The 26,359-nt window shown below is 70.4% G+C and carries 27 protein-coding genes and 1 pseudogene; 15 read left to right on the top strand and 13 right to left on the bottom strand.

The genetic code is table 11. From position 1 onward, the window contains the following. Positions 1–2 precede the first annotated feature (2 nt). The 3 genes and pseudogenes from ABZ463_RS20660 to ABZ463_RS20650 all read left to right on the top strand — a co-directional run. Positions 3–278, top strand: a pseudogene (locus ABZ463_RS20660) (helix-turn-helix transcriptional regulator); the annotation flags it as partial. A 155-nt stretch (positions 279–433) separates the two neighbouring features. Continuing rightward, positions 434–3,019 carry an ATP-dependent chaperone ClpB gene (gene clpB, locus ABZ463_RS20655; RefSeq protein WP_362778001.1) on the top strand — a complete coding sequence of 862 codons (2,586 nt, stop codon included), beginning with the start codon at positions 434–436 and terminating at the stop codon, positions 3,017–3,019. Between the two features lie 88 nt (positions 3,020–3,107). Next, positions 3,108–3,848 (top strand): hypothetical protein, encoded by a 741-nt coding sequence (locus ABZ463_RS20650; protein ID WP_352010961.1) that lies wholly within the window; start codon positions 3,108–3,110, stop codon positions 3,846–3,848. A gap of 45 nt (positions 3,849–3,893) precedes the next feature. Here the strand turns inward: ABZ463_RS20650 and ABZ463_RS20645 are convergent, their stop codons facing one another. Further along, entirely contained in the window at positions 3,894–4,382 is a 489-nt protein-coding gene (locus ABZ463_RS20645) for a hypothetical protein (RefSeq protein ID WP_352010962.1), read from the bottom strand. 220 nt (positions 4,383–4,602) lie between these two features. On the opposite strand from ABZ463_RS20645, the gene ABZ463_RS20640 reads away from it, so the two are divergent. After that, positions 4,603–5,202 (top strand): hypothetical protein, encoded by a 600-nt coding sequence (locus ABZ463_RS20640; RefSeq protein ID WP_362777998.1) that lies wholly within the window; start codon positions 4,603–4,605, stop codon positions 5,200–5,202. Here ABZ463_RS20640 and ABZ463_RS20635 read toward each other — a convergent pair. Further along, positions 5,178–5,816, bottom strand: coding sequence for a TetR family transcriptional regulator (locus ABZ463_RS20635; RefSeq protein ID WP_352011280.1), 639 nt, complete (start codon positions 5,814–5,816; stop codon positions 5,178–5,180). The two genes, ABZ463_RS20640 and ABZ463_RS20635, sit on opposite strands and share 25 nt — an antisense overlap. 117 nt (positions 5,817–5,933) lie before the next feature. Continuing rightward, complete coding sequence (locus tag ABZ463_RS20630; RefSeq protein WP_362777996.1) at positions 5,934–7,043, bottom strand: CapA family protein; 1,110 nt, start codon at positions 7,041–7,043, stop codon at positions 5,934–5,936. Positions 7,044–7,190: 147 nt separating this feature from the next. Between ABZ463_RS20630 and ABZ463_RS20625 the strand changes: the two genes are divergently transcribed. The 4 genes from ABZ463_RS20625 to ABZ463_RS20610 all read left to right on the top strand — a co-directional run bounded on the left by ABZ463_RS20625 (position 7,191) and on the right by ABZ463_RS20610 (position 10,838). Further along, positions 7,191–7,610: a Fur family transcriptional regulator gene (locus ABZ463_RS20625; RefSeq protein WP_352010965.1), complete on the top strand. Its 420-nt coding sequence runs from the start codon at positions 7,191–7,193 to the stop codon at positions 7,608–7,610. A 21-nt stretch (positions 7,611–7,631) separates the two neighbouring features. After that, on the top strand, positions 7,632–9,083 hold the full coding sequence (locus ABZ463_RS20620) for a catalase (protein ID WP_362777993.1): 1,452 nt from the start codon (positions 7,632–7,634) through the stop codon (positions 9,081–9,083). A 243-nt stretch (positions 9,084–9,326) separates the two neighbouring features. Continuing rightward, positions 9,327–9,881 carry an HD domain-containing protein gene (locus tag ABZ463_RS20615; protein ID WP_352011281.1) on the top strand — a complete coding sequence of 185 codons (555 nt, stop codon included), beginning with the start codon at positions 9,327–9,329 and terminating at the stop codon, positions 9,879–9,881. Positions 9,882–10,016: 135 nt separating this feature from the next. Then, positions 10,017–10,838, top strand: coding sequence for a Rieske (2Fe-2S) protein (locus ABZ463_RS20610; RefSeq protein ID WP_352010967.1), 822 nt, complete (start codon positions 10,017–10,019; stop codon positions 10,836–10,838). A 56-nt stretch (positions 10,839–10,894) separates the two neighbouring features. Here ABZ463_RS20610 and ABZ463_RS20605 read toward each other — a convergent pair whose 3' ends face one another. Both ABZ463_RS20605 and ABZ463_RS20600 read right to left on the bottom strand, forming a co-directional pair. Beyond that, positions 10,895–11,122, bottom strand: a complete 228-nt coding sequence (locus tag ABZ463_RS20605) for a hypothetical protein (RefSeq protein ID WP_352010968.1) — start codon at positions 11,120–11,122, stop codon at positions 10,895–10,897. A 29-nt stretch (positions 11,123–11,151) separates the two neighbouring features. Beyond that, positions 11,152–11,907 (bottom strand): sulfite exporter TauE/SafE family protein, encoded by a 756-nt coding sequence (locus ABZ463_RS20600; RefSeq protein WP_352010969.1) that lies wholly within the window; start codon positions 11,905–11,907, stop codon positions 11,152–11,154. Positions 11,908–12,061: 154 nt separating this feature from the next. Here ABZ463_RS20600 and ABZ463_RS20595 point away from each other — a divergent pair, with 154 nt between their 5' ends. Then, positions 12,062–12,670 (top strand): response regulator transcription factor, encoded by a 609-nt coding sequence (locus ABZ463_RS20595; protein WP_362777989.1) that lies wholly within the window; start codon positions 12,062–12,064, stop codon positions 12,668–12,670. On the opposite strand, the gene ABZ463_RS20590 is transcribed toward ABZ463_RS20595, so the two are convergent. Beyond that, positions 12,611–14,284 (bottom strand): histidine kinase, encoded by a 1,674-nt coding sequence (locus ABZ463_RS20590; RefSeq protein ID WP_362777986.1) that lies wholly within the window; start codon positions 14,282–14,284, stop codon positions 12,611–12,613. The genes ABZ463_RS20595 and ABZ463_RS20590 overlap by 60 nt on opposite strands. 95 nt (positions 14,285–14,379) lie before the next feature. Between ABZ463_RS20590 and ABZ463_RS20585 the strand changes: the two genes are divergently transcribed. Then, positions 14,380–16,260: a serine hydrolase domain-containing protein gene (locus tag ABZ463_RS20585; protein ID WP_362777983.1), complete on the top strand. Its 1,881-nt coding sequence runs from the start codon at positions 14,380–14,382 to the stop codon at positions 16,258–16,260. A 15-nt stretch (positions 16,261–16,275) separates the two neighbouring features. On the opposite strand, the gene ABZ463_RS20580 is transcribed toward ABZ463_RS20585, so the two are convergent. Both ABZ463_RS20580 and ABZ463_RS20575 read right to left on the bottom strand, forming a co-directional pair. Further along, a complete protein-coding gene (locus ABZ463_RS20580; protein ID WP_352010973.1) occupies positions 16,276–17,196 on the bottom strand; it encodes an SPFH domain-containing protein in 921 nt (306 codons plus the stop codon). A gap of 94 nt (positions 17,197–17,290) precedes the next feature. Beyond that, the gene (locus ABZ463_RS20575) at positions 17,291–18,085 is read right to left on the bottom strand and encodes an ABC transporter ATP-binding protein (RefSeq protein ID WP_352010974.1); all 795 of its coding nucleotides are present in this window, start codon (positions 18,083–18,085) and stop codon (positions 17,291–17,293) included. Positions 18,086–18,151: 66 nt separating this feature from the next. On the opposite strand from ABZ463_RS20575, the gene ABZ463_RS20570 reads away from it, so the two are divergent. Next, a complete protein-coding gene (locus ABZ463_RS20570; RefSeq protein ID WP_352010975.1) occupies positions 18,152–18,871 on the top strand; it encodes a hypothetical protein in 720 nt (239 codons plus the stop codon). 20 nt (positions 18,872–18,891) lie between these two features. Here ABZ463_RS20570 and ABZ463_RS20565 read toward each other — a convergent pair whose 3' ends face one another. Together ABZ463_RS20565 and ABZ463_RS20560 are read right to left on the bottom strand one after the other, a co-directional pair. Next, positions 18,892–19,530, bottom strand: coding sequence for a response regulator transcription factor (locus ABZ463_RS20565; RefSeq protein WP_352010976.1), 639 nt, complete (start codon positions 19,528–19,530; stop codon positions 18,892–18,894). Beyond that, on the bottom strand, positions 19,527–20,657 hold the full coding sequence (locus ABZ463_RS20560) for a GAF domain-containing sensor histidine kinase (RefSeq protein WP_352010977.1): 1,131 nt from the start codon (positions 20,655–20,657) through the stop codon (positions 19,527–19,529). Before ABZ463_RS20560 ends, ABZ463_RS20565 begins: the two co-directional genes overlap by 4 nt. Positions 20,658–20,769: 112 nt before the next feature. Here ABZ463_RS20560 and ABZ463_RS20555 point away from each other — a divergent pair, with 112 nt between their 5' ends. From ABZ463_RS20555 to ABZ463_RS20540, 4 genes are all read left to right on the top strand, one after another. Continuing rightward, on the top strand, positions 20,770–21,435 hold the full coding sequence (locus tag ABZ463_RS20555; RefSeq protein ID WP_362777979.1) for an SDR family oxidoreductase: 666 nt from the start codon (positions 20,770–20,772) through the stop codon (positions 21,433–21,435). After that, positions 21,432–22,601, top strand: coding sequence for an S-adenosylmethionine:tRNA ribosyltransferase-isomerase (locus ABZ463_RS20550; protein ID WP_362777977.1), 1,170 nt, complete (start codon positions 21,432–21,434; stop codon positions 22,599–22,601). Before ABZ463_RS20555 ends, ABZ463_RS20550 begins: the two co-directional genes overlap by 4 nt. A 91-nt stretch (positions 22,602–22,692) precedes the next feature. Further along, entirely contained in the window at positions 22,693–23,247 is a 555-nt protein-coding gene (locus ABZ463_RS20545; RefSeq protein ID WP_352010980.1) for a hypothetical protein, read from the top strand. A gap of 406 nt (positions 23,248–23,653) precedes the next feature. Next, positions 23,654–24,334 carry a response regulator transcription factor gene (locus ABZ463_RS20540; RefSeq protein WP_352010981.1) on the top strand — a complete coding sequence of 227 codons (681 nt, stop codon included), beginning with the start codon at positions 23,654–23,656 and terminating at the stop codon, positions 24,332–24,334. Between the two features lie 85 nt (positions 24,335–24,419). Here ABZ463_RS20540 and ABZ463_RS20535 read toward each other — a convergent pair whose 3' ends face one another. The 3 genes from ABZ463_RS20535 to ABZ463_RS20525 form a co-directional block, all read right to left on the bottom strand. After that, positions 24,420–25,046 carry a TetR/AcrR family transcriptional regulator C-terminal domain-containing protein gene (locus ABZ463_RS20535; RefSeq protein WP_362777973.1) on the bottom strand — a complete coding sequence of 209 codons (627 nt, stop codon included), beginning with the start codon at positions 25,044–25,046 and terminating at the stop codon, positions 24,420–24,422. Continuing rightward, positions 25,043–25,474 carry a hypothetical protein gene (locus ABZ463_RS20530; protein ID WP_352010983.1) on the bottom strand — a complete coding sequence of 144 codons (432 nt, stop codon included), beginning with the start codon at positions 25,472–25,474 and terminating at the stop codon, positions 25,043–25,045. The genes ABZ463_RS20535 and ABZ463_RS20530 overlap by 4 nt, the downstream gene beginning before the upstream one ends. Positions 25,475–25,560: 86 nt before the next feature. Beyond that, positions 25,561–26,100 (bottom strand): hypothetical protein, encoded by a 540-nt coding sequence (locus ABZ463_RS20525; RefSeq protein ID WP_362777970.1) that lies wholly within the window; start codon positions 26,098–26,100, stop codon positions 25,561–25,563. Positions 26,101–26,359 lie beyond the last annotated feature (259 nt).

Genomic DNA, 26,359 nt, shown 5'->3' with positions numbered 1-26,359 from the left:
CCATGGACGCCAACTACTTCGACCTGTCGGACGACACCCCCGTATATGTGATCTCGGTGGCGGCCCAGCTGTCCGGCCTCCATCCCCAGACCCTGCGCCAGTACGACCGTCTCGGCCTGGTCAGTCCGGGCCGTACGGCGGGGCGCGGACGCCTGTACTCGACACGCGACATCGTCATGCTCCGCGAGGTCCAGCGGCTCTCCCAGGAGGAGGGCATCAACCTCGCGGGCATCAAACGCATCCTGGCGCTGGAGACCGAGGCACTGCGCCTTCGTGACGAGAACCATCGCCTGCGCGCGGAGATGGCCATGATCCGCGCCCTGATCCAGTACCAACTGCCGCCCGCCTGACACTCCAACTCGAAGGCCGGGGGGACATCATCGCGCCGGCCCGCCCGGCGCCGTAGCCGCCGAACGGAGCAAGGCAGACAAGCATGGACTACAAGCTCACCCAGAAGAGCCAGGAGGCTCTCTCCTCAGCGATCAGGCGGGCGGCCGCCGAGGGCAACCCCGAGGTCGCCCCCGCCCACCTGTTCACCTCGCTGCTCGCCCAGACCGGCGGCACCGCCGTACCCCTGCTTGAGGCCGTCGGCGCCGACTGGAAGAAGCTGCGCACCGAGGCGGAGACGCAGCTGGCGGCCCTGCCGAAGGCGCAGGGTTCGACGGTCAGCGCCCCGTCCAGCTCGCGGCAGCTGCTGACGGTGCTGAACATCGCCGCCCAGCGGGCGACCCAGCTTGAGGACCTGTACGTCTCGACCGAGCACCTCCTGGTCGGCCTCGCCGCGGACGGCGGCCCGGTCGCCGAGCTGCTCAGGCGCAACGGGGCGACCCCGAACGCCCTGCTCGACGCCTTCGAGAAGGTTCGCGGGCACGCCAGGGTGACCAGCGAGACACCCGAGGACACCTACCAGGCGCTGGAGAAGTACGGCGTCGACCTGACCGAGCGAGCCAGGGCGGGCAAGCTGGACCCGGTGATCGGCCGTGACTCGGAGATCCGCAGAGTGATCCAGGTGCTCAGCCGCAGGACCAAGAACAACCCGGTGCTGATCGGTGAGCCCGGCGTCGGCAAGACCGCCGTCGTCGAGGGGCTGGCCCAGCGGATCGTTGCGGGCGACGTGCCCTCAAGCCTGCGCGACAAGCGCCTGGTCGCGCTCGACCTGGGCGCGATGGTCGCCGGGGCGAAGTACCGCGGTGAGTTCGAGGAGCGCCTCAAGGCCGTGCTCGGCGAGATCAAGGAGAGCGACGGGCAGGTCATCACCTTCATCGACGAGCTGCACACCATGGTCGGCGCGGGCGCGGCCGAGGGCGCCATGGACGCGGGCAACATGCTCAAGCCCATGCTGGCCCGCGGCGAGCTGCGGATGATCGGCGCGACGACGCTCGACGAGTACCGTGAGCGGATCGAGAAGGACCCCGCCCTCGAACGGCGTTTCCAGCAGGTCTACGTCGGCGAGCCGACCGTCGAGGACACCATCGCGATCCTGCGCGGCCTCAAGGGCCGCTACGAGGCCCACCACCAGGTGCAGATCGCCGACGGCGCGCTGGTGGCCGCCGCGGCGCTGTCCGACCGCTACATCACCTCCCGGTTCCTGCCGGACAAGGCGATCGACCTCGTCGACGAGGCCGCCTCCCGGCTGCGCATGGAGATCGACTCCCGTCCCGTGGAGATCGACCAGCTCCAGCGGAACGTGGACCGGATGAAGATGGAGGAGCTGGCGCTCGCCAAGGAGACCGACGAGAGCAGCCTGCAGCGCCTCGAACGGCTGCGCAGGGAGCTCGCCGACCGGCAGGAGGAGCTCAACGGCCTGGTCGGCCGCTGGGAGCGGGAGAAGGCGGGCCTGAACCGGGTCGGCGACCTGAAGAAGAAGCTCGACGAGGTGCGCGGCGCCGCCGAACGCGCCCAGCGCGACGGCGACTTCGAGGCCGCCTCCCGGCTGATGTACGCCGAGGTGCCCAGGCTGGAGGAGGAGCTGGCCGAGGCGACCGCCGCCTCCCAGCCCGAGGACCCGATGGTCAAGGAGGAGGTCGGCCCGGACGACATCGCCCAGGTCATCTCCTCGTGGACGGGCATCCCCGCCGGCCGTCTGCTCGAAGGCGAGAGCTCCAAGCTGCTGCGCATGGAGGACGAGCTCGGCAGGCGCCTGATCGGCCAGCGTCAGGCCGTGCAGGCGGTCTCCGACGCCGTACGGCGCGCCCGCGCGGGCATCGCCGACCCCGACCGGCCGACCGGCAGCTTCCTGTTTCTCGGCCCGACCGGCGTCGGCAAGACCGAGCTCGCCAAGTCGCTGGCCGACTTCCTGTTCGACGACGAGCGGGCGATGGTCCGCATCGACATGAGCGAGTACGGCGAGAAGCACAGTGTGGCGCGTCTCGTGGGCGCCCCTCCCGGCTACGTCGGCTACGAGGAGGGCGGCCAGCTCACCGAGGCGGTCCGGCGCAGGCCGTACGGCGTGGTGCTGCTCGACGAGGTGGAGAAGGCCCACCCCGAGGTCTTCGACATCCTGCTCCAGGTGCTCGACGACGGGCGGCTGACCGACGGGCAGGGCAGGACCGTCGACTTCCGCAACGTGATCCTGATCCTCACCTCCAACATCGGCTCGCAGTTCCTGGTGGACCCGGGCCTCGACAAGGAGACCCAGCGCAAGGCGGTGCTGGACACGGTCAGGAGTTCCTTCAAGCCGGAGTTCCTCAACCGGCTCGACGAGGTCATCCTGTTCGACGCGCTCGGCACCGAGGAGCTGTCCAGGATCGTCGACCTGCAGGTGGCCCACCTGGCCAGGCGCCTTGCCGACCGGAGGCTGACGCTGACGGTCACCCCGGCCGCGCGTGACTGGCTGGCGCTGACCGGCTACGACCCCCTGTACGGCGCGCGTCCGCTACGCCGTCTGGTGCAGTCGGCGATCGGCGACACGCTGGCCAAGAAGGTGCTGGCCGGGGAGATCCAGGACGGTGACGAGGTTCTGGTCGATCTCGACGAGAAGGGGGACACCCTGGTCGTGGGACCGTCGGCAAGAGTTTGACCAGCATCGGTCCAAACGCTCCCGGCGCAGGGCTCTTCCTGTTACTTTCAGCATTCTTCCGACAACCGAAAGTAACAGGGAGACGCGCATGTCGAACGGGTCACGCAAGACCCGCGGGATCCTCGCGGGGGCGGTGCTCAGCACCGCCCTCGTCGGTGGACTCGCGGCCGGGTTCGGACTTCCGGCGGCTGCTTCGGCCTCCGTCGTGGACTCGCTGGTGCCATGCCTGCTGCAGGCGCCCGGGACCGCACCGACGGTCTGTGAGGGAACCAACGATTTCCTGGACGCGCAGCGGACGACGGTCGCCAACGGGCTCGCGGCCGGGAAGGCTCCACTGCGGGTCACCGACAAGGTGATAGCCCCTCAGGCGGCGAACGCGCTCTCGTTCGCCAAGAACCTCTTCGGTCTGGTGAACGAGGTCGTCGCCGCCGAGGGCATCATGGACCCCAAGTACAGCAACTTCGCCAAGAACGCCACTGAGTCCGCCAGGACCCAGTCGGTCAGCGTCGCCGAGGGCAACCTGTCCGACCCACCCGCCTACGGTGTGAGCGTCGGCGAGACGCGCAAGAACGTCAACGCCGGCCGTCCGCAGTCGGCCCCCGTGCCACCGGAGACCCACGGCCGGTCGGACAACCCCTACGAGCTGACGCCGCTGCCCCGCCCCGCCTCGGCCAGGGAGATCGGCGACGAGCGCCCCTCGGCCGAGCCGGAGCAGTACGTCCAGCCGCCCGCCACCCGGCCCGCGGCTCCGAAGCCGGCGCCGAAGCCTCAGCTGCTGTCCCCGCTGGGAACGCTGCTTCCGCTCCTGGGCCTGGGCGGCCTGGGATGACCTGTGGGCCGTGGCTCTCTCTGCGCGGGGACCACGGCCCGACCCTCAGCGCGAGAGGTCGAGCAGCGCGTCCAGCTCGTCCTCGGGAAGCCCCAGATCGACCCTGATCCGGTAACGGGTGCGCAGTAGAGCCGTGTGCTCCCCGCTGTCCCGCACCGCCCTGTGCGCCCCCTCAGTGGCCCACAGATGCGCCTGCCGCAGATCGCCGTAGGCGACGAGGGTCTCGGCGACCGTGAGAGCGGTCGCGGCTGTCACCTCCCCCTCATGTCTGATCGTCTCGATGACCTGCCGTGCCTCGTCCGGCCGTTCGAGCTCGAAGAGGGTGTCGGCGATGCCCGCCCTCGGATCGACGCCCACCTCCCCACCGTCGTCCACGGCCCGCTGGAAGCAGACGAGGGCATGGGCCGGCTGCCCGGCCTGCCGCCACTCCTCGGCGGCGAGCACCAGGATCGCGGCCCGCGAGATGTCTCCGGACACGTACTCCTCGACCAGCCCTTCCAACCGCCGGGCGAGGTCTCCGTGATCGTCGGCCAAAAGTGCCTGCTCAAGCAACCGATCAAGTTGCCCACGTGTCACATGCGCCACATCGCGAGAGTAGCGAGCGGCGCTTGGTTTCGTCCGCACAACGGCAGGTATTCCTTCATCCACCAGTTGTAAACGATTGACTACCAAGCGCGTGTTTCGCCAGGAAAGCGGGCATATGGCAGGCGTCTCCTGCTCGTGGAGCGTTATGTTCGGAGGGGCTGCGATGGGCATGTCCAAGCAGACAACCTTCACTCTGACCTTCCTCGCGGGACTCTCCGTGATCGTCCCGGGGTGTGCCGGATACCTCTCGGCGAGGATGGACGCCGTCGAACGGGCGCATCGTGAGCTCGTCTCCCTGGAGAGCCGGATACGTCAGGAACAGCTCATCTCGCCGGTGGCCGAGGCGGAGGACTCCCCGGCACGGTTCCGCAACGAGACGGTCGCCGTACCGGGCGTGACGTTGTGCGGCCCCGGAGAGCGGGCGCGGGCGGACAACCGCAGGGAGCGAGGGGCCGGAACCCTCGCCGACGGCGCCCGGACGCCCGACGCCACCTCCGACGGCCGCCCGGGGATCGTCTCCCGGGCACGGGTTTCCGCCTCGGCAGGGGCCTCTGCGGGGACCTCGGTCACCGAGGCCGCGCAGGCGCGGGCCGCGGAGCGCGAGCAGCGGCGCAGGCACCGGCAGGAACGGCTGTGCGCGGCGGCTCAGGAAGAGCCCGCGGCCGACGCCCCCGCCGGCACCTCCGGCGGGGCCTCTGACAGGGCCTCTGACGGGGCCCCGGCCGACCCCGTGAGCGGCTCCTCTCAGGCGGAGGCTCCGGCGAACTGACGGTTCAGATAGCCCCTGATCAGGCGTTTCGCCTCGGCGACGATCTGGGGGTCGCCCTCGGAGTCACGCCGGAAGGCCAGTTTCAGCACCGCGTCGGCGGCCTCGACCGCGACGAGGATGGCCAGGTCCAGCTCCTCGCTGTCGGTCAGGCCGTACTCCTGGAGCAGGAGGCCGCGCAGCCTGCCCGCGATCACCGTGTTGCTGTCGGAGACCCCGTCGAGCAGGTTGAGGCCGACGACGTCGCCGAAGTGCAGGACGCCGAAACCTGGAACGGTCCTGTGCATGTCGACGTACTCGTCGATGATCGCGTCGACCGCGTCCCACCAGCCGCCGTAGTCCTCCGACAGGAAGCGCCTGCCGACTCGGGAGACGAACCGTTCGACATGGCGCCTGGTCACCGCCTGGGTGATGGCCCGCTTGTCGGGAAAGAACTGGTAGATCGAACCGATCGCGACACCCGCGCGTTCGGCGATCCTGGTGGTCGAAAGCGCCTCGTATCCGATCTCGTCCAGCAGTTCGGCACAGGCGTCGAGCATCTTCTCGACACGGCGTGCGCTGCGTCGCTGGGTCGGCTGGCGCCGCAGCGGGGCCTCACATGTCTCCTCGGCAGGCATGGTCACCCACCCATCTTGCCCGCCCGTCCCCCTTCCGGTCAGGTTCTCTCTGTCAATCGCATGATTTTCCCCGTACATCCCGTATGAGCCCTGTCAATTTCCGGCCCGTCCGGGGGGTCAGCTCGGGGTCGGCGTCAGGCCCGTGCAGCCGCGCAGCGCCTTCCAGTTCGCCGTCGCCCGCTGTCCGTTCACACCGGTGACCGGGACGGGGACGCCGCCCTGGATGGTCGCCGGGGTCCAGCGATCCTTGATCACCCGGCGCCCGTTGATCGTCAGGGTGAGGACACCGGTCCTGCCGGTCTCCGGCCCCCAGTTGTAGAAGACGAAGTTGCCCATGCCGTAGTTGACGTAGCCCCTGCCGAGGTAGCCGCTGCCGAGCAGGATGTGCGCGTGCCCGCCGACCACGACGTCGGCGCCCGCCGCGACCAGCTTGGGGGCCAGTGAGCGCTGGGCCTCGTTCGGGCACTTCTGCAGCTCGGTGCCCCAGTGCAGGTGGACGATCACCGTGTCGGAGTTCTTGCGCGCCTTGCGCACCTCCTGCAGCAGCCGTGCCTCGTTCTTGGCGGAGGCCAGACCGCCCTGCTGGTCGGTGGCGGTCCACGCCTGGATGAACTCGGCGTCGAGCACCTGGGTCGCGCCGATGACGGCCACCCGGTTGCCGTTCACCGTGGTCCGCCACGGCTTGTAGGCCTCGGCGGCGTTCCTGCCGATGCCGACGACCGGGAACCTGGAACGTTTGATCGCGGCCAGCGAGTCGGCCAGGCCGCTCTGCATGTAGTCCATGCCGTGGTTGTTGGCCATGGACGCCACGTCGACCCCCGCCGCCTTCAGCGCGGTCAGCGCGCTGGCCGGGGCGCGGAAGGTGTACTGCTTGCCCGGCGCCGGGGTCCCGCCGGTGGTGATCGCGGTCTCCAGGTTCACCATCGCGATGTCGGCGGCGCCGAGCACCTTGGCGATGGGGCCGAGGGCGGTCTTCGGGTTGGCGTTGAGCCTGCTGCGCAGCACCCCCTCGAAGTGCACGTCCCCTCCGAAGGAGATGGTGTACGGCCTGCGTTCCGGTTTGGTCTCCGGCTCGGTGGAGGAGGAGACCGGCTTCTCGACGACGTCGGGCGTGCTCCCCGAGGCTTCCGGGGTGGCCGATTCGGCCGCTGAGCAGGCCGTACCGAGGAGGGCTGAGGCTGCGACGACCGCGGCCACTGTGAGGCGGCGGGGGATATACGTGTTCATCGCTATCCGAGGATGCCATCCCGGCCTCGCGATGGGGAACAGGCAGGCCGTGATGACCCTAAGCAGACAAAGCGGTTACCTGAACCAGACAAAATGGAATACGTCAATTGGTTGAATCGTTCAGGTTTGGTGCATAACGTGGACTTCATGGAGGACGAGGACCGGCTCCGACAGGCGGGCCTACGGGTGACCGCGGCGCGCCTGGCGATCATGCAGACCGTACGGGAGGGCGATCATCTTGACGTGGACGCCGTCCACCGAGGCGTACGGGAGCGGGTGGGTCATGTCTCCCTGCAAGCCGTCTACGACTCCCTTCACGCGCTGCATCGTGAGGGGTTGCTGCGCCGGGTCGAACCGGCGGGCAGCCCCGCCCGATACGAGACGCGGGTCGGTGACAACCATCACCACCTCGTCTGCAGACGGTGTGGGCGGGTCGCCGACGTTGACTGCGCTGTCGGACACGCCCCATGCCTCGACCCCGCCTCGGACGCCGGCTATCTGGTCGACGAGGCGGACGTCATCTACTGGGGCGTGTGTCCCGAGTGTCGTTCCGAAGATGCTCGATGAAGAGAACCCGGAGGACCGATCATGAGCACCAGGCCCACTACCACGACCGATGCCGGAATCCCCGCCCCCAGTGACGAGCACTCCCAGTCGGTCGGACCGAACGGGCCCCTGCTGCTGCAGGACCACTACCTGATCCAGAAGATGGCCCACTTCAACCGGGAACGGGTTCCCGAGCGGGTGGTCCACGCCAAGGGTGGTGGCGCCCACGGCATCCTTCAGATCACCGAGGACGTCAGCCAGTTCACCAGGGCCGGACTGTTCCAGAAGGGCAAGGAGACCCCGCTCTTCCTGCGCTTCTCCTCGGTCGCCGGGGAACTCGGCAGCGCCGACACCCAGCGTGACCCGCGCGGGTTCGCGATCAAGTTCTACACCGAAGAGGGCAACTACGACATCGTCGGCAACAACACGCCGATCTTCTTCATCCGCGACCCGCAGAAGTTCTCCGACTTCATCCACAGCCAGAAGCGCCGCGCGGACACCAACCTCCGCGACCACAACATCCAGTGGGACTTCTGGACGCTCTCCCCGGAGAGCGCCCACCAGGTCACCTTCCTGATGACCGACCGCGGCACCCCGGCCTCCTGGCGGCATATGCACGGCTTCGGCTCGCACACGTTCCTGTGGTACAACGCGGCCGGCGAGAAGTTCTGGATCAAGTACCACTTCAAGACCGACCAGGGCATCAAGAACCTGACCGACGCCGAGGCGGGCGCGCTCGTCGCGCAGGACGCCGACCACCACATCCGCGACCTGCACACCGCGATCAAGAACGGCGACCATCCGTCCTGGACGGTCAACGTCCAGGTCATGCCGTTCGAGGACGCCGCCGACTACCGGTTCAATCCGTTCGACCTGACCAAGGTGTGGCCGCACTCCGACTACCCCGAGATCACGATCGGCAAGTTCGTCCTGAACCGGAACCCGGAGAACTACTTCGCCGAGGTCGAGCAGTCGAGCTTCGAGCCCGCCAACCTCGTGCCTGGCATCGGCCCCTCCCCGGACAAGATGCTCCAGGGACGGCTGTTCTCCTACCCGGACGCCCACCGCTACCGCATCGGCACCAACTATCTGCAGCTGCCGATCAACCGGCCGCTCTCGCCCGTCCACAGCTACAACAAGGACGGCCAGATGGCCTTCAACAACCCGGGGGACCCGGTCTACGCCCCCAACACCGTCGGCGGCCCCGTGGCCGACCCGGCGCTGTACGCGGGCGAGGACTACCACGTCAGCGGTGAGATCATCCGCTCCGCCTACACCCTGCACCGCGAGGACGACGACTACGTCCAGCCGCGCGCGCTGTGGGAGAACGTGCTGTCCGACACCGACCGCTCCCACCTGGTGAGCAACGTCGTCGGCCACGCCTCGGCCCCCGAGGTGACGGACGAGATGAAGAAGCGTGTCGTCGAGTACTGGACCAACATCCACAAGGACCTGGGCCAGGGCGTCGCCCAGGGGCTCGGCGTCACCGAGTGACGACGTCACGGCCCGCGCCGGCTCTCCGGCGCGGGCCGTGCGCCGTCATGCCGTGCCGTACGGCACGCGACACGCGGGGTGCCCGCCGTACGGCGGGAAAGGCGTGTTCAGCGGGGTCGTGGTCACTCTGGGTCCCGTGTCATCGCCTGACCGTCCGATGACCGGCGAGCGGCGCGCACTAGGCTTGCGCGCGTGACCACCCCTCCAGAACAGGACCGCCTCCACGCCCAGCTCACCTTCGCCATGGAGATCGACAAGCTCAGACGCGTCGTTCGCCGTAACACCCTCATGGACGGGTCCCGGCGGGAGAACGACGCCGAGCACTCGTGGTACGTCGGGATGCTGGCCATGATCCTGGCCGAGCACGCGCCGCCGGGCACCGACATGGACAAGGTCGTCGCGATGCTGCTCGTCCACGACATCGTCGAGATCGACGCGGGAGACACCTTCATCTACGACGCCGGGGCCGTCGAGGCCCAGCTCGGCATCGAACGCAAGGCGGCCGACCGCATCTTCGGCCTGCTCCCCGAGGACCAGTCGACGCGGCTGCGCGCGCTGTGGGACGAGTTCGAGGAGCGCGAGACCGCGGAGGCGAAGTTCGCCAAGGCCCTCGACAGGATCGCGCCGATCATGGCCAACCACCACAACGAGGGTGGCACCTGGTCGTTGTACAAGGTGACGGCCGACCAGGTCCTGGAGAAGGTGAAGATCATCGAGGAGGGTTCGCCGACGCTCGGCTCCTACGCCAAGGAGATCATCGAGCTCTCTGTCAGCCGGGGGCACCTGGCGCGTGCGTGATGCGGTTCCCGGGTAGGTCCCTAAAGGGTTGAGAAGGGGGCGATCGTGAAGGAATCAGTCAAAACGAACCGCCGCAGTTTCCGGCATCTCGTACCCCCGGTCGACATCGCCGGCCGTATCGAACGGTCGGAGAGGATGGACAGGCCCATCCGGGTCCTGGCCAAGGCCGTACGGCAGCGCATCGGCCCGGGGTGGCTGCGCGACCTGCTGCACGGGGTGCCGACGGGGAAACCGCTCCATCCACCGCTCACCGACCTCAGCCTGGGCTGCTGGCTGGCGACCGCGGTGCTCGACCTGGCCGGGGCCGACCCCCGCGCGGCGCGCGCCGTGCTCGCCACGGGCATCGCGGGGGCGATTCCCACCGCGGCCTCCGGGATCACAGACTGGTCGGCGCTCCACCGGGAGCAGCAGCGGGTGGGGTTCGTGCACGCGATCGCCAACGTCACCGCGCTGGGACTGTACGTGGGTTCCCTGGCCTTCCGGCTCGCCGGGCACGACAGGCGCGGCAAACTGCTGTCGTTCATCGGCCTGGGCGCCGCGGGCGCGGGCGGCTACCTCGGGGGGCACCTGGCCTACCGGCAGGCCGCGGGCTCCAACCACGCCGAGTCGGTCGCCCACCTCGTCCCGCTGGGCTGGCACGACCTGTGTGAGCTCAAGGACCTGCCGGAGGGGCGTCCCGTGGCCAGGCGTCTCGGCTACATCGACCTGTTCGTGCTGAGGGTCGGCGAGGGGGTCACCGTGCTCGCCGACCACTGTTCCCACCTGGCCGGGCCGCTGCACCAGGGTCAGCTGATCTCCGACGACGGCATGGTCTGCGTGGTGTGCCCGTGGCACGGCAGCGCCTTCCGCCTGGCGGACGGCACGGTCGCCCACGGTCCGGCCACGGCGCCGCAGCCGTACTTCGAGACCCGGATCCGCCGTGACGGCGTGCTCCAGGTCCGTCCCGCTCCGATCTGACCACCCGCACCGGCCGTACGGTGTCCGGGCCGCCTCGTGGGGAGGCGGCCCGGCGGTCAGTCCGCCTCGCCGTCGGCGGGGTGTTCGACCAGGGCGAGAATCCTGCTGGACATGAAGCGGGCGGTGCGCACCGCCGTACCACTGCGGGTGACCTCGGTGACCTCGATCACGCCGCCCCGGCTGTTGGCCACCTCGACGCGGCGGCCCGCGCGGGTGGCGACGACTTCGTAGGTACGCGAGCTGTCACCCGCGTCGATAACGATCTCTACCCGATCGCCTTTCATGCCTGATTCATGCCCATTAACGGGAGAATCTAGGCGTATATCAACTTGACCATCGCCACGATGCCGACGACGACGATGATCCCGCGCAGCACCGGGGCGGGCAGTTTCCTGCCGAACCTCGCACCGAAGAAACCGCCGATCGTCGCACCGAGCGCGACCAGCGCGACCGCCCGCCAGTCCACGTCCGCGACCAGGACGAACAGCAGGGCCGCGGTCCCGTTGACCAGCAGCGCGAGCACGTTCTTCGCGGCGTTGATCCGCTGCAGGTCCTCGTCGAGGACGCTGCCGAGCAGACCGATGAGCAGCACCCCCTGGGCCGCGCCGAAGTAGCCGCCGTAGGCTCCGGCGCCCAGGACCCCCAGCCACAGCCACGGGCCACCGTGCGGATGGGCGTTCTCCCGCCGGGCGGCGAGCCACCGGTTGAGCCTTGGCTGGACGACCACCAGCACACACGACAGGCCGATCAGGATCGGGACCACGACGTTGAACGTCCTGGCGGGCAGGGAGAGCAGCAGCAGGCCGCCGATGAGCGACCCGATGACGGAGCCGACCCCCAGCCTGACGAGCCGGGCACGCTGGCCCTTCAGCTCCGCCCGGTAGCCGAGCACGCTGGTCAGCGACCCGGGAACCAGTCCGATGTTGTTGGAGACGTTCGCGACGACCGGCGGTATCCCCACCGCGACCATCGTCGGGAACGTGATCAGTGACCCCGAGCCGACGACGGCGTTGATGCCCCCGGCTCCGATTCCGGCCGCGAAGATCGCGACCGCCTCCCACGGTGTCATGCCTCTCCTCACTTGTACGGCTCGCGCCCGTGAACCGGTGCACTGCCTTACCGGATGCTAGGAGGAGAACGCTCTCCGCCCGGCGGCGGGGTGGGCGGTGCCCCCGTCAGGAACACCGGGATCATTGGCACGGAGGACGTGTTGAGGGGGGATCGTGATCGGGGTTCTACTGGTCGAGGACATGCACCTCATCAGAGGGGCACTGGCCGCGCTGATCGGGCTTGAGGACGACATGCGGATCGTCGGGGAGGTGTCGACCGGGCGGGAGGCGGTCACGCTGGGGCTCGAACTCCGCCCCGAGGTGGTGGTGCTGGACATCCAGTTGCCGGGGGAACTCGACGGGCTCGACGCGGCACGGGAGCTACGGGCGGGGGCGCCGGAGTGCGGGCTGCTCATGCTGACCTCGGCGGGCGGCACCGAGACCCTGCGCAGGGCGCTGGAGATCGGGGCGCGTGGATTCATGCTGAAGGACGCGCCGCCCGCCCGGCTGGCCGAGGCGATCCGGCGGGTCGCCTCGGGGGAGACCGTCGTCGACCCCGGCCTGGCCGCCGCGGCCATCACCGGCCGGCCGAACCCGCTGAGCCCGCGCGAGGCCGAGGTGCTGCGCCGGGCGGGCGAGGGCGCCGACCTGGCCGAGATCGCCGCCGAGCTGTTCCTCAGCAAGGGGACGGTGCGCAACTACCTCGGGGCGGTCGTCACGAAGCTAGACGCGCGCAACCGGCTCGACGCCGTCCGCATCGCCGCTAAGAACGGCTGGATATAGCACCACAAGCCGGTATTCACCGTCGGCGTACCCGGCGGTCAGCGTGCCTCCCGCCGCGGTGACCCGCGCGGTGAGGTTGGCCGTCCCGCTCCCGCCTCCCCCGGCGCCGGGAGGGCCGTGGACGCCGTCGTTGACGACCAGCAGCCCGTCCTCGGTGATCTCGATGAGGCAGTGACCGGCCTCGCTGTGCCGCAGCACGTTGGTGACGGCCTCCCGCAGGACGATCGCCGGCAGCGCGTCGTCCCTGTCCGACTCCCTGCGGACGGTGACCTCGACGCCCGCCGCCCGCAGGACGGAGCAGGCCGAGTCGATCTCGGCGGCCAGCGAGAGCCGGGGGTCGGGCTCGGCCGGGATGTCCCGCAGCGCGGCCAGCGAGCGGCGGGCGATCGCGGCGATCTCCACGAGCTGCCCCCTCGCGTCCTCCTCCCCCGCCCGTACGGCCAGCTCGGCCTTGACCGTGATGGCGGAAAGCCCGTATCCGAGCAGGTCGTGGACGTCCCTGGAGATGCGCCTGCGCTCGTCGGCCGCCGCCAGCGCCGCCAGCGCCCGCTGGGCCCGCCTCGCCTGCAGGACCAGCGAGGTCTGTACGGCCAGCCCGTGGAACATGGCCGCGACGGCCACGGCGTCGAACGTCCAGTACAGGTTCTCCGCAGGAGCCTGTCCCCGTACGGCCAGCACGACCGCCAGCGCGGCCACGACCGCCCCGGCCACGGGCCACCAGGCCCGCCCGAGGGCCAGGAACCCGGCCACCGCGAACCCGGCCAGCTGTGGATGGGCCTGTCCCGGGAGCAGAAGTGTGACGGCCGTGAGCAGGAGCAGCAGGCAGGCCGTCCAGACGCCGTGTCCGGGGCGGGCGCCGTACGGGCGGGGCAGCGCGTGGTGCAGGTGCAGCCCGAGGATCCCGGCGGCGAGCAGGGAGAGGACCGGACGCCCACCGAGATAGATCAACGCCGTCACGAGATATCCGGCGTGCACCGCGACCAGGATCGGCAGGGCGAGCCTGGGCATGAGGTCCGGCTCGGGAGCCGCCGCTGCCGCCGGGGCCGGGACGGCGCGGGCCCGCGCGGCCGTCGCCCGGGAGACCTCGGCGATCTTCGCCGCCTCACCGCGTCCGGCGAGGGAGACGATCGTGGACAGGGCGGCCCCGAGGACGGAGTCCAGCTCCCGGGCGGCCCGTGAGCGCTCGTCGGAGACCGACCCGGCGGCCAGTTCCACGCGGGCCGCGTGGAGGGCGGCACGCGTGTCACCGAGCCGGGTCACCCCGAACAGAACAAGCCCCTGGCAGGCGGCGTTCAGCACCGCGAGCGTGATCCCGAACGGCGTCGCGGGCGCGAGTACCGCGGCTGTGACGGCGGCTGTGACGACCACTGTGGCGAACGCGCACCAGCGGGCCGTCCCGCGCAGGATCAGCAGCGCCGACGCCGCGACCATGCCCGCCGCAGCGGGGCCCGCCCAGGGCAGGAGCAGTGCCTGAACGGCCAGTGACCAGCGGCTTCGCCACGGCGTCAGGCAGTGCAGCACCTGCAGAGCGACGACGAGGGCGAACGGCGCGCTCGGCACCGGATGGAGCGGATCGAACGCGGCACCGACGAGGACCACCACAACGATCAGCACTTTATGCACCATATGCCCTGATCGTGCATTCTCCACGTCGAACACAGGTGCAGGACACTGATGGCGGGTCCCGGCGAAACGGCACGCTGACGGGCATGAAGAGAGCGCTAACCGCCGCCCTCGCGTCCCTGGCGGTCCTCCTCACCCCGCACACCGCCACAGCGGCGTCCCAGAGCCGGGCGGGCGGCCTCGGCGCGGCCCTGGACCGCCTCGTCCCCGAACTCCTTTCCAGGGACAGGATCCCCGGCGCGGCCGTCGTCGTCGTGGAGAACGGCCGGATGGTGTTCGGCAGGGGATACGGACTGGCCGAAACGACCTCGAACCGTCCCGTCGATCTCACCACCCCCTTCCTCACCGGGTCACTGGCCAAGATCTTCACGGCCGAGGCCGCACTGCGTCTGGTCCGGAAGGGCAGGCTCGACCTGCGCGCCGACGTCAACCGCTACCTCACCTCGTTCAAGATCGAGGACACCTGGCCGGGCCGCCCGGTGACCCTGGAGAACCTGCTCACCTACACGGCGGGCTTCGACGACGACATCGTCGGCCTCGCGAGCGACGGCCCGGCGAAGCCGCCCTCCCTCGCCGAGAGCCTGCGCGCCCGCACGCCGCCCCGGGTACGGCCACCGGGCACCCTGGTCGCCTACGACAACTACGCCCTCGCCCTCACGGGGCACCTCGTGGAGATCGCCTCCGGTCAGCCGTACGCGCGCAACGTCGCCGAGCAGGTCTTCGCCGCGCACCGGATGACCGGCTCGACCGCCGCCCTGCCGCACCCCGTCGCGATCGGGGCGCGGCTCGCCAGGGGCTACCGGCCGGACGGAGAGGGCTACGTCGAGCAGAGGGGCCAGTACTCCCCCTGGACGCCCTCGGGAACCGGCCCCGCCGTCACCCCGGCCGACATGGCCAACTACATGATCGACCAGCTTGGGGACGACCCCGTCGCCCGGATGATGCGGGAACGGCACTTCACCGTGGACGACCGCATGCCCGGCATGGGCTACGTCCTTGAGGAACGCCCCCGGGGCGGCAGAAGGCTCCTCTACAAGGACGGCGACGTCCCCGGCTACCACAACGCCATGGCCCTCATGCCCGACCAGGGGTTCGGCGTCTACGTCGTCCTCAACGGCAACGGCGTCTCGGGCGTGGGAGCCTGGGACGCGCAGTGGCTCACGGGCCGGATCGTCGACCTGCGCTTCCCCGACCCCGCGGGCCGTACGGCCACGCCCGCCCCGCTCACCACGGACGTCTCCCGGTACGCGGGCTCCTACCGGTCGGCCCGCACCAGCCACACCGCGCTGACGAAGGTCTCCGCCCTGTTCGCCACCCCGGTCGTCACCGCGGGCTCCGACGGGACTCTCACCACGACCGGTCTCTCCCCCGACCCCGGACGGCCGGTCCAGCACTGGGTCCAGACCGCCCCCGGCCTCTTCGCCGAACGCGGCGGCCCGGCCCGCGTCTCCTTTCCCCGCGACGGCGTCCTCGTCTCCTCGATGCTCCCCTCGGAGACCTACGAGCGGATCCCGGGGTACGAGAGCCTGGCCATGCCGCTCTTCGTGACCGGCGCCCTGGCCCTGTCGCTGACGGCGCTCGTCCTGCCCCTGACCGCCGCCGTCCGCCGCCTGCGGGGAGCACGGCGCCCACAGGGAGCACGGCCGCCGCTGCCCGCCCGCCTGGCCGTCCTCACCGCCTGGGCCTGCGCCGCCCTGGTCGCCGTCTTCCTCGCCGGGTTCGGCCTGCTGACGGCCGACCCCAACGTCCTCATGGCCGACATCCCGCTGTACTCCCCGAGGCTGGCCGTCCTGCCCGTGCTGGGCACCCTCGCGTTGGTCCTCGCCGTACCGATGGTCCCGGCCGCGGCGCTGGCCTGGCGCGCCCGCTGGTGGAGGCCACCGGCCCGGATCGCCTACACCCTGCTCACCCTGAGCACGGTCGCCTTCTTCGCGGTCGCCCTCGACTTTCGCCTGCTGTTGCTGTGAGCCCCCGGACGGCCGTCAGCCGGTCTCCTCGGCGGTCTTCTCCTTGGTCGAGAACAGGCCGCCGAGGTTCTCCACGGCCTTGGCCATTTCGGATGGAACGATCCAAACCTTGTTCGCGTCGCCCTTGGCGATCTCGGGAAGGGTCCTGAGGTACTGGTAGGCGAGGAGCCTCTGGTCGGGCTTGCCGTCGTGGATCGCGCGGAAGACCATGCCGATCGCGTCCGCCTCGCCCTTCGCCCGCACCGCCTTGGCCTCGGCGTCGGCCTGGGCCCTGAGCACCACGGCCTCCGCCTCGCCACGTGCCTTGAGCACCGCGGCCTGCTTGAGCCCCTCCGCGCTGAGGATGGCCGCCTGCTTCTGTCCGTCGGCCGCGAGCAGGGCCGCCTTCCTGTCCCGGTCGGCGCGGATCTGGCGCTCCATCGACTCCTGGATCTCGGCGGAGGGCTGGATGGCCTTGAGCCTGACCCTGCCGACCTTGATCCCCCAGTTGCCCGCGCCGTCGAGCGCCACGCGCAGCTCGGTGTTGATCTCGTCTCGGGAGGTCAGCACCCGTTCGAGCTCCATGTCGCCGATCACGTTACGCAGAGTGGTCACGGTGAGTTGCTCGACCCCGGTCAGGAAGTCGGAGACCTCGTAGGTGGCGGCCTTGGCGTCGACGACCCGCAGGTGCACGACCGTGTCGACGGAGACGACGAGGTTGTCCGAGGTCACCACGGGTTGCGGAGGGAAGGACACGACCTGTTCGCGCAGGTCGACCGTACGCTTGAGGCGGTCGACGAAGGGGAGCACGAGATTCAGGCCTGGGGAGAGCGTCCGATGGTAGCGCCCGAGGCGCTCCACTACCCCCGCGGTGGCCTGAGGGATGATGTGAATCGCCTTAAAAAGGACGAAACCTGCGACGGCCACCGCGGCGAGCGTGACAAGAAGCGTTTCCATGAGCCACTCCGGACGGTCGAGTCAAGTGGATCTCTCTCATTCGGAATGGTATTTGGTTTTCGCGTTACCGACCTCTGAACAGCGTAAACAGCTTTCAGAACTGGTAGGCGCGGGCGTACCACCGGTCGCCTTGGCCGCGTTCCAGGGTGAGCGGAACGGCGAAGGTGCGCGAGAGGTTCTCCGCGGTCATCACCTGATCCATCGGCCCCTGCGCGACGATCGAGCCGTGCCGCAGCAGCAGCGCGTGGGTGAAACCGCTGGGCACCTCCTCGACGTGATGGGTGACCAGCACCATGGTCGGCGCCTTCGGGTCGTTGGCCAGCACCGAGAGACGGCGGACCAGGTCCTCCCTGCCGCCGAGGTCCAGGCCCGCGGCCGGCTCGTCCAGCAGCAGCAGCTCGGGGTCGGGCATGAGCGCCCTGGCGATCTGCACCCTCTTGCGCTCACCCTCCGACAGGGTGTTGAACCTGCGCCTGATCAGATGGGCGCAGCCGAGCTGGTCGATCAGCTCGACGGCCCTGGTGACGTCGTTGGAGTCGTACTCCTCCGTCCAGCGCCCGAGGATCGCGTACGACGCGGTGAGCACCAGGTCGATGACCTTCTCGTCCGGCGGGACCTTCTCGGCGAGCGCCGCGCTCGCCAGGCCGATCCGGGGCCGCAGGTCGAACACGTCCGTCTGGCCGAGCCGTTCTCCAAGGATCTCGACGACGCCCTCGGCCGGGAACAGCATCGTCCCGGCGACCTGCAACAGCGTCGTCTTCCCGGCGCCGTTGGGACCGATGACGACCCACCGCTCGTCCTCGTGAACGGTCCAGTCGATGTCCCGCAGCAGGGCCGCCCCGTCCCTGCGGACGGTGACGTCCTGTAGCCGAAGCACCTGACCGCCCATCCCTCACGCCTCCTTGAGTATCGCTCGAACAAAACCTATTGCAGGGCAAGCGCATATCGTGGATCGGTGCACCCTGATTCACAGATCTCGGCCACCTTGGTCTGCTGGGGCAACGCCTGGCTCACCGGACAGGTCGGCCTCGACGAGGCCGCCGACCGGGTGGAGCGACAGGCCGGCCCCCAACTCGTCGCCGGGGAGACGGGCGACGTCTCCCTGCGCGGATTCCTCGCCGACCTGCGGGTCGAGGGCATGCGTTCGCTGCGCCTGGCGCTTCCCGTCGCGGGCGACCCGCTCGGTCTCACCGGACCGCCCTCCTTCAACTCCGCGGCGATCGAGGCCGGGCAGGCGGCGACAGCCGTTTTCCCCGGTAGATGCCTGGGCCTGGTCCCCGCAAGGGACCGCCGCGGCTCATCGTACGCCGGGGTGCGCTGGAGCGTGCTTGAGGCCAGCATTAACATTCCGGACATTCCCTCCCTGGCGGAGGCCGAGCACGCCCTGACCATGGCGATGCGCGAGGCCACGGACGCCCTGACGGGGGTCGGCGGGCCCGCCCAGGGGCACCGGAACACCCAGCCCCTCGACGACGGCCTGGCGCCGGGCTACCCCGCCCGTGCCCACCGCGTCGCCGCCCTGGCCGCCCGGCTCACCGCGGTGCTCAGGATCGCCGACGAGCGGGGCCTCACCTCCGGCCAGGTCGCGGTCAGGGCCCAGGCGCTGCGCGCCCTCGACCGTGCCGTACGGCGGGCCCGCGTGGCCGCCCACCACGCCATCTCCGAACTGGTCTGATCCCCCGGCCCCAGGGCCTCTCAGGCCAGGCCGTGCCGTACCGCGTAGAGGGCGGCCTGGGTGCGGTCCTGGACGCCGAGCTTCATCAGCACGTTGGAGACGTGGGTCTTGACGGTCTTCTCGGCCACGGTCAGCTCACGGGCGATCTCGCGGTTGGAGCGGCCCGAGGCGATCAGCGCCAAGACCTCACGCTCACGTTCGGTGAGCGAGGGCGTCGGGGCCGGGACCGTGCGCGGGGGCACGGCACCGGGGGTCGTCAGCATCGCCTCGGCCGCCTCGGCCGCCAGCAGCACCTGCCCGCCGCTGACCGCGCGGATGGCCTGGACGAGCGCGGCGGGATCGACGTCCTTGTAGAGGAACCCGGTCGCGCCCGCCCTGATGGCCGGGGCGACGTCCTGGCGGTCGCCGACCGAGGTCAGCACCAGCACCCGGGGGGACAGGCCAAGCTCCCTGAGCCGCAGCAGCGTGCCGTGGCCGTCCAGGACCGGCATCTTCAGGTCGAGCAGCAGCACGTCCGGGTTGAGCGACTCCGTCAACGCGACGGCCTCGGCGCCGTCCGCGGCCTCCCCCACCACGTCGAGGTCGTCCTGCAGCGCGAGGAAGGTCCGCAGACCCTGCCTGACCACGGGGTGGTCGTCCGCGATGAGCACCCGGATCACACCGGCACCTCCATTCGCACCAGCGTCCCCTCTCCCGGGGCCGACCTGACGAGCACGTCCCCGCCCAGGGCGTGCGCCCTGTCCTCCATCGAGGCGATGCCCAGGCCGCGGCCCGTCGCGGCGGCCACGTCGAAGCCCGTCCCGTCGTCGCGCACCTCAAGGACCACCCTGCCCGCCTCACAGCCGAGCCGTACGGCGACGGCGACGGCCCCGGCGTGCCGGGAGGCGTTGTGCAGGGCCTCCTGGGCCACCCGCAGCACGGCGGCCTCGGTCGCCGGGTCCAGCTCGCACACCGGCCTCTCCTCGAACGTGAACGACGCCGGGTGCAGCCGGTCGAGCAGGCGGACGTGCTTGCGGAGCGTCTCGGCCAGGCCGTGCCGGTCGAGTTCGGCGGGACGCAGCTCGACGATCACCGCGCGCAGCTCGGCGAGCGCCTCCCCGGCGAGCCGTTCGACCCGCTCCAGCTCGCCGAGTGCCCGGTCGGGGTCGCGGCGCACCAGCGAGGAGGCCGCCTGGGCGGTGAGCCTGAGGGAGAAGAGCTTCTGGGTCACGGCGTCGTGCAGTTCCCTGGCCATCCGGGTGCGCTCCTCGACCAGCGCGAGCTCCCTGCCGCGTTCGTAGAGGCGCGCGTTGGTGAGGGCGATCGCGGCGTGCGCGGCGAACATGGTGAGCAGGTCCTGGTCCGCCTCGGTGAAGCCGCCCGGCGAACGTTTGTTGGACAGGAAGATGATGCCCAGCACCGCCTCGCCGTCGCGGATCGGCACCCCGAGGAAGTCCTTGAGCACCGGATGCGCCCTCGGCCAGTACTCGAAGCGGTGGTCCCTGCGGATGTCGGCCAGCCTGACCGGCGCGCCCTCGCGCAACATCGCGCCGAGCATGCCGTGCTGACGGGGCATCGGCCCGATCGCGTCCCACTCCTCGTCCGAGATGCCCTCGGCGACGAACTCGGCGAAGGCGCCCTCGTCGTCGGGTACGCCGAGCGCGGCGTAACGGGCGTCCAGCAGCCGCCTCGCCGAACGCACGATGACCTGGAGCACCTCCCTGACGGACAGGTGCCTGGTCACCGCAAGGACGGCGGAACTGACCGCGTGCAGCACCGCGTCCCGGTCGTCTCCCACACTCTCCACGGTGAAACTCTAGGTGCTCACCGGGCGGAGCCTCTGGGCCGCAGGTCCTAGGACCTTCAGCCCGGTCCCTCGGCCGATGCGGACGGCGCCTTCCGGTTCCTACCGTCGAGGCATGACGAAGACGGCACTCATCACCGGCGCCTCCCGTGGTCTCGGCCTGGAGCTGGCCCGTTCGCTGGCCGCCGACGGCTGGCGGCTCGTCCTCACCGCGCGGGGCGCGGACGCGCTCGAATCCGCCGCCGCCGAACTCGGCGAGGGCGCCCTCGCCGTCGCCGGGGACGTCGCCGACCCGGCCCACCGGGAACGGCTGGCGCTGGCCGTACGGGACGGACTCGACCTGTTGGTCAACAGCGCCTCGGGGCTCGGGGCGCTCCCGCTGCCCTCGCTGGCCGACTACCCCCTCGACGAGCTCAGGGAGCTGTTCCTGGTCAACACGCTGGCGCCGCTCGCGCTGATCCAGGCGACGCTGCCCTCGTTGAGGCGCAGCGGCGGCGCGGTCGTCAACATCTCCTCCGACGCCGCGGTCGAGGCGTACGCGGGCTGGGGCGGTTACGGGGCGACGAAGGCCGCGCTCGAACAGCTGTCCAACGTGCTGGCCGTGGAGGAGCCGGACGTCACGGTCTGGTGGGTCGATCCGGGGGAGATGAACACGGCCATGCTCGCGGCGGCGGTCGGCGCCGAGGAGGCGGGGACGGCCCCCGGGCCGGACAGGAGCGCGGCGGCCCTGCGGCGGCTGATCGAGGAGCGCCCGGCGAGCGGACGGATCGGGGTCCGGTGAACGCCCTGGCCGCGGACTTCACGCTTCCTCCCGAACTTGAGGCGCACGAGCCACCGGAGGCACGGGGGCTGGCTCGTGACGAGGTGCGGCTGCTGGTCTCGCGGGGCCGTACGGGGGAGATCGGCCACCACAGGTTCACCGACCTGCCCGGTCTGCTGCGCCCCGGGGACCTGCTGGTGGTCAACGACTCGGCCACGCTGCCCGCCGCGGTACGGCTCGACCGGCTCGCGGTGCACTTCTCGACGGAGCACGAGGACGGGACGTGGCTGGTCGAACTACGCCGCCGTGGCGTGCCCCGCGACCCGAAGATCCCAGGGGTCCTGGGGACTTCGGGGGGCTCGGGGGCTGGGGGCTCGGGGGCTGGGGGCTCGGGGGCTTCGGGGGACGAGCCCGCGGGCGAGCCGTACCGGGGTGGGGCCGCCGGGGAGTGGCTGCCGCTGCCGGGGGGCGCGACGCTGCGGCTGCTGGAACGGCACACGCCCCGGCTGTGGCGCGCCGTGCTGGACCGTGACGTCCCCGCCTACCTGCACCGGTACGGCGTGCCGATCCGCTACTCCTACGTGGGCAGGGACTGGCCGCTGTCGCACTACCAGACCGTCTTCGGGGTACGGCCAGGCAGCGCGGAGATGCCCAGCGCGGGACGGCCGTTCACCACCGAACTGGTGACCCGCCTGGTGACGCACGGGATCGGGGTGGCGCCGATCACCCTGCACACCGGTGTGGCCTCCCCGGAACGGGACGAACCGCCCTATCCCGAGCGCTTCGAGGTGCCGGAGGCCACGGCACGCCAGGTGGAGTTCACCAGGGCCTCGGGCAGACGGGTGATCGCGGTCGGCACCACCGTGGTCAGGGCGCTGGAGACGGCGGGCCTGGCGGACGGCCCCATGGAAGGCGCCGGGGAGGGCCCTCTAGAGGGCTCTCTAGAGGGCCCTGTAAAGGGCGGGGTGCGGGCGGCACGCGGCTGGACCTCGCACCTGGTCACCCCCTCCTCGGGGACGCGGGTGGTGAACGGGCTGATCACCGGCCTGCACGAACCGCGCTCCAGCCATCTGCTGATGCTGTCGGCGATCGCCGGGGAGGATTTGCTCGTACGGTCGTACGCGGAGGCGCTCAAAGAGGGTTATCTCTGGCACGAGTTCGGCGACATTCACCTCATTCTCGGGTGAGTCAGTCATCCGCAAGAGGTTCTCAAGTGGGACACCGCATGCTTGCTCCAGCGAACAAAACGGGAAACCAAATTTCCGACTGGAGTATGAAATGCGCCGGCACCTTATCGCCTTCGCCGCCACAGCCATGGCCGGGGGCCTGCTGTTCGTCCCGCAGAGCGCGAACGCCGCCGTGACGCCACCCACCGTGGCCTCCGTGGGAGCCTCCGCGGGAGCCCTCGCCTCTCCCCCGCTCTCCCCGCTGAAGCTGACCGCCTACTACCCGCGCAGGGCGTGGGCGGGTGACACGATCGTCTACACGCTCAAGACCAGGAACGTGGGCAGCTGGCCGACCGACATCGCCTACGTCGGGGGCTACGTCCCCAAGCAGGCGCGTCGCGTCCAGATCACCGGCCCCTCCGGTTCCTACTGCGAGGCCGACGGGCGCGAGGTCGGCTGCCTGCTCGACAGACTGCGGCCCGGCAGGACCGCGACCATCAAGGTGAAGGTGTGGCTCAGGGGAAGCGCCCGGGGCACCGCGACGGCCGAGTTCGCCACGGCCTCCATCGACGTCCCCGCGGGCGGCATCGACACCCTGAACATCCACGGCATCGACGCCGGCGTCGACCTGAAGTACGTCAAGGTCAGGACCCGCATCCTGCGCTAGCCGCGATCAGGCACTCCCGGACCCCCGTCCACCGGACGGGGGTCCGTCGCGTTCCGGGCCCCCGTCCACACGGCTGTGTGGACATCCCCATGTACGACGTGCCCGCCCACCAGGCAGGATCTCCTTTTGACCTCCTCCCCTCCCTGAAGGGAGGGATTCCCACGGTCGCCCGCAGGGTTTCCTGTTTCACCGCCGGTCGCCCGCCCGAAAAGGATCTTTCGTTGGGGTCTTACACCAGCTCCGCAGGCGTTTCACCTCTCCACCGGCCCGGCGGCGAGGATGGAGCCGATCGTGCAGGTAGCGGCTTGGTTATCGCCGCCACCGAACACATCATCGAGCCCTGCGGCGCCGCGCCGCGTTTCCTCCCGACCCTGAAGGACCGGGTTTCCACGCTTAAGGAGTTTCGATGACCGAGCTGAGGGTCGTCCTGGCCGAGGACCACTACCTGGTGCGCGAGGGCACCCGCAGACTGCTTGAGGCCTCGGGTGAGATCGGCGTGGTCGCGGCCGTGGGCACCGCCGACGACCTGCTGGACGCCGCCAGGCGGCTGCGCCCCGACGTGGTGGTGACCGACATCCGGATGCCCGGCTCCCCCGACCTCGTACGGCCCGGCATGGAGGGCATCGACGCCGCCCACCGGATCAGGGCGGCCTCGCGGGACATCGGGGTCGTGGTGCTCTCCCAGTTCTCCGACGCGCTGTTCGCGCTCGACCTGTTCAGGGACGGCACCGAGGGCCGCGCCTACCTGCTCAAGGACCGGGTCGGCGACATCGACGAGCTGCTCGGCGCGATCCGCTCGGTGGCCGCGGGCGGTTCGGTGATCGACCCCAAGGTGGTCGAGGGCCTGCTGGCCAAACGCGGCGTCAGGGACAGCCCGCCACCCGCCGAGCTGACCCCCCGCGAGCTGGACGTGCTCAGGGAGATGGCGCACGGCCTGTCGAACGGCGGCATCGCCCGCGCCCTGCACCTGTCGGTCTCCGCCATCGAGAAGCACGTGAACTCGATCTTCATGAAGCTGGCCCTGGAGAACAGCCCCGACACCCACCGCAGGGTCGCGGCCGTCATCGCCTATCTCGGACCCCGGTAGCCGGAACACGTCCACACGGATCTGCGCGGACCGCTCTCCTGCCGCCGCGCCGTGCCTTCCGCACCCCAGAGCCGGGCCGGTCGTCTCACCGGTCTCCGGCGAACCGCCTCTCGAACCCGGAGACCATGGCCGCCAGCCCCGCCTCGAACCACCGGTCGTAGAACACGGCCGCGGCGGGGTCGGTGGCTGTGGTCGAGGCCGTACCGGACGGGGTGCCGACCTGGGCCAGGGCGTGACCCAGGACGTAGACCGCGACGGACTGCACGGCGGTCAGGGCGTCCTGCTCGCCGATCCCCGAGTCCTCGAAGCGCCCCAGCAGCCCGGCCAGCAGCACCAGCCCCCTGTCGGTGTCGACGGGGTGGGTGGCCAGCAGGGGTACGGCGTGCGGGTGGGCCAGCAGCGTCCCGCGATAGGCCACGGCCAAACGGGTCAGCGCCTCGTGCCAGGGCTCCTCGGGGCCGAGTTCGATCACGGCCTCGGAGAACAGGTGGGTGACGACCTCGGCGAGCAGGGCGTCGCGGTTGGGGACGTGGCGGTACAGGGACATCGCGGCCACGCCCAGGTGCGCGCCGAGACGGCGCATGGTCAGGGCCTCAAGACCCTCGGCGTCCAGGATCTCGACCGCCGCGGCGACGACGCGCTCGGGAGTGAGCGTGGCGGGCCTGCCTCCACGGCCGCCTCCCTGGCTTCGGCGACGGGCTGTCTGGGTCACCCGGTCAGGGTAGCGGTGAGCGTGGTGGCCAGCATCACCACGGAGAGCGCGCCGACCACCATGTGCTGGACGTCGATGACGACGTCACGCCCCTCGGTCGGCAGGACCTTCAGGGTGCGGGCGTAGTCGGTCCGGTAGAGCTCCCGCTGGGCGGCGGAGCTGACGCCGAAGTAGGGCAGCCACCAGCTCTGGACGTGGCCGACGATGATCAGGCAGCACAGGACGGTGGCCGCGACCAGTGACCAGGTCCGGTGCAGGGCGACTCCCCCGGCGATCAGCAGGGGGATCGGGTAGTTCACCGACGCCGCGATCAGCCGGTTCCTGAGATTGCCCGGGGCCAGGTCGTTGAGCGGGAACATCGGCACCCACTCGGTCAGGATCAGCCAGGCGAGCCAGACGAACGGAACGACGATCGCGGCGGCGGTCATGGTGCGGCACTCCTCGGTTCACACGCACAGGTTTGCGTACGTCGTAAGCTTACGGTGTACGCAAACCTGTGCGCAACGCGGGAACCTCAGGAACAGCCGTCCTCCCGCACCGGAGCCCGGCGCTCGACCTTCAGCTGCCGGTTGCGCAGCTCGAACCTGGCCTCCGCCGAACTCCTGGCCAGGACCCTTACTCCGAGGTCACGGAGAGACTCCTGGTAGGGGACACAGACGGTACGGCTGAGCACGCGCTTCCCCCACCCGCTCTTCCGCCAGACGGTGTCGGGCGCGCCCTTCACGGTGCGCGGACGGGTTCGCTGCCCGCCGACCTCGATCGCGACCTCACAGGCCCCCGCACCGGAGGACGCGACACAACGGCCCTCCGCCGCGAAGGTGACCAGGACCACCGAGGGGCCGCCCGAGACGAGGTCGGGGACGACCCCACTCGGCGGAACGGCCCACTCGGTCGAGTCGGTCGCCCAGGGCGAGGAGGAGAACTGCGAACTGGTCCGGGAACCGACGTAGGAGACCGGAGGGTCGGCGCAGGCGGCGGGAGCCAGCGCGGCCACGGCGGGCAGCGCGATGGGCAGCGCGGCGGCCAGGGCGCCGATCCGGCGTATGGATCGCACGGATGCATCACCTTTCCCGGCCGGCGACCGATCGGACCGCCTCCCAGCCGCCGGAAACGGCACCGGTCACACCGGCCGAACATTAACGGAGTGTAACGAGTCACTTCCTATGCGTGACGGAACGAGTGTCCCCTGAGCCACCTCAGCCCCACACCTCCCAATCAGCCAGGGTGCTCTTACCTTTCGGATACCCCACGCTCGCCGCCTCCGCATGGATCACCGGCCCCGGAAAACCTCGAAGTCATGAATCTCCGGAAGT

It is taken from the genome of Streptosporangium sp. NPDC020145, from assembly GCF_040631275.1.
Classification (GTDB): Bacteria; Actinomycetota; Actinomycetes; order Streptosporangiales; family Streptosporangiaceae; genus Streptosporangium.
The sequence above is the reverse complement of the archived record's forward strand: the minus strand, read 5'-3'. Positions and strand labels throughout refer to the sequence as shown.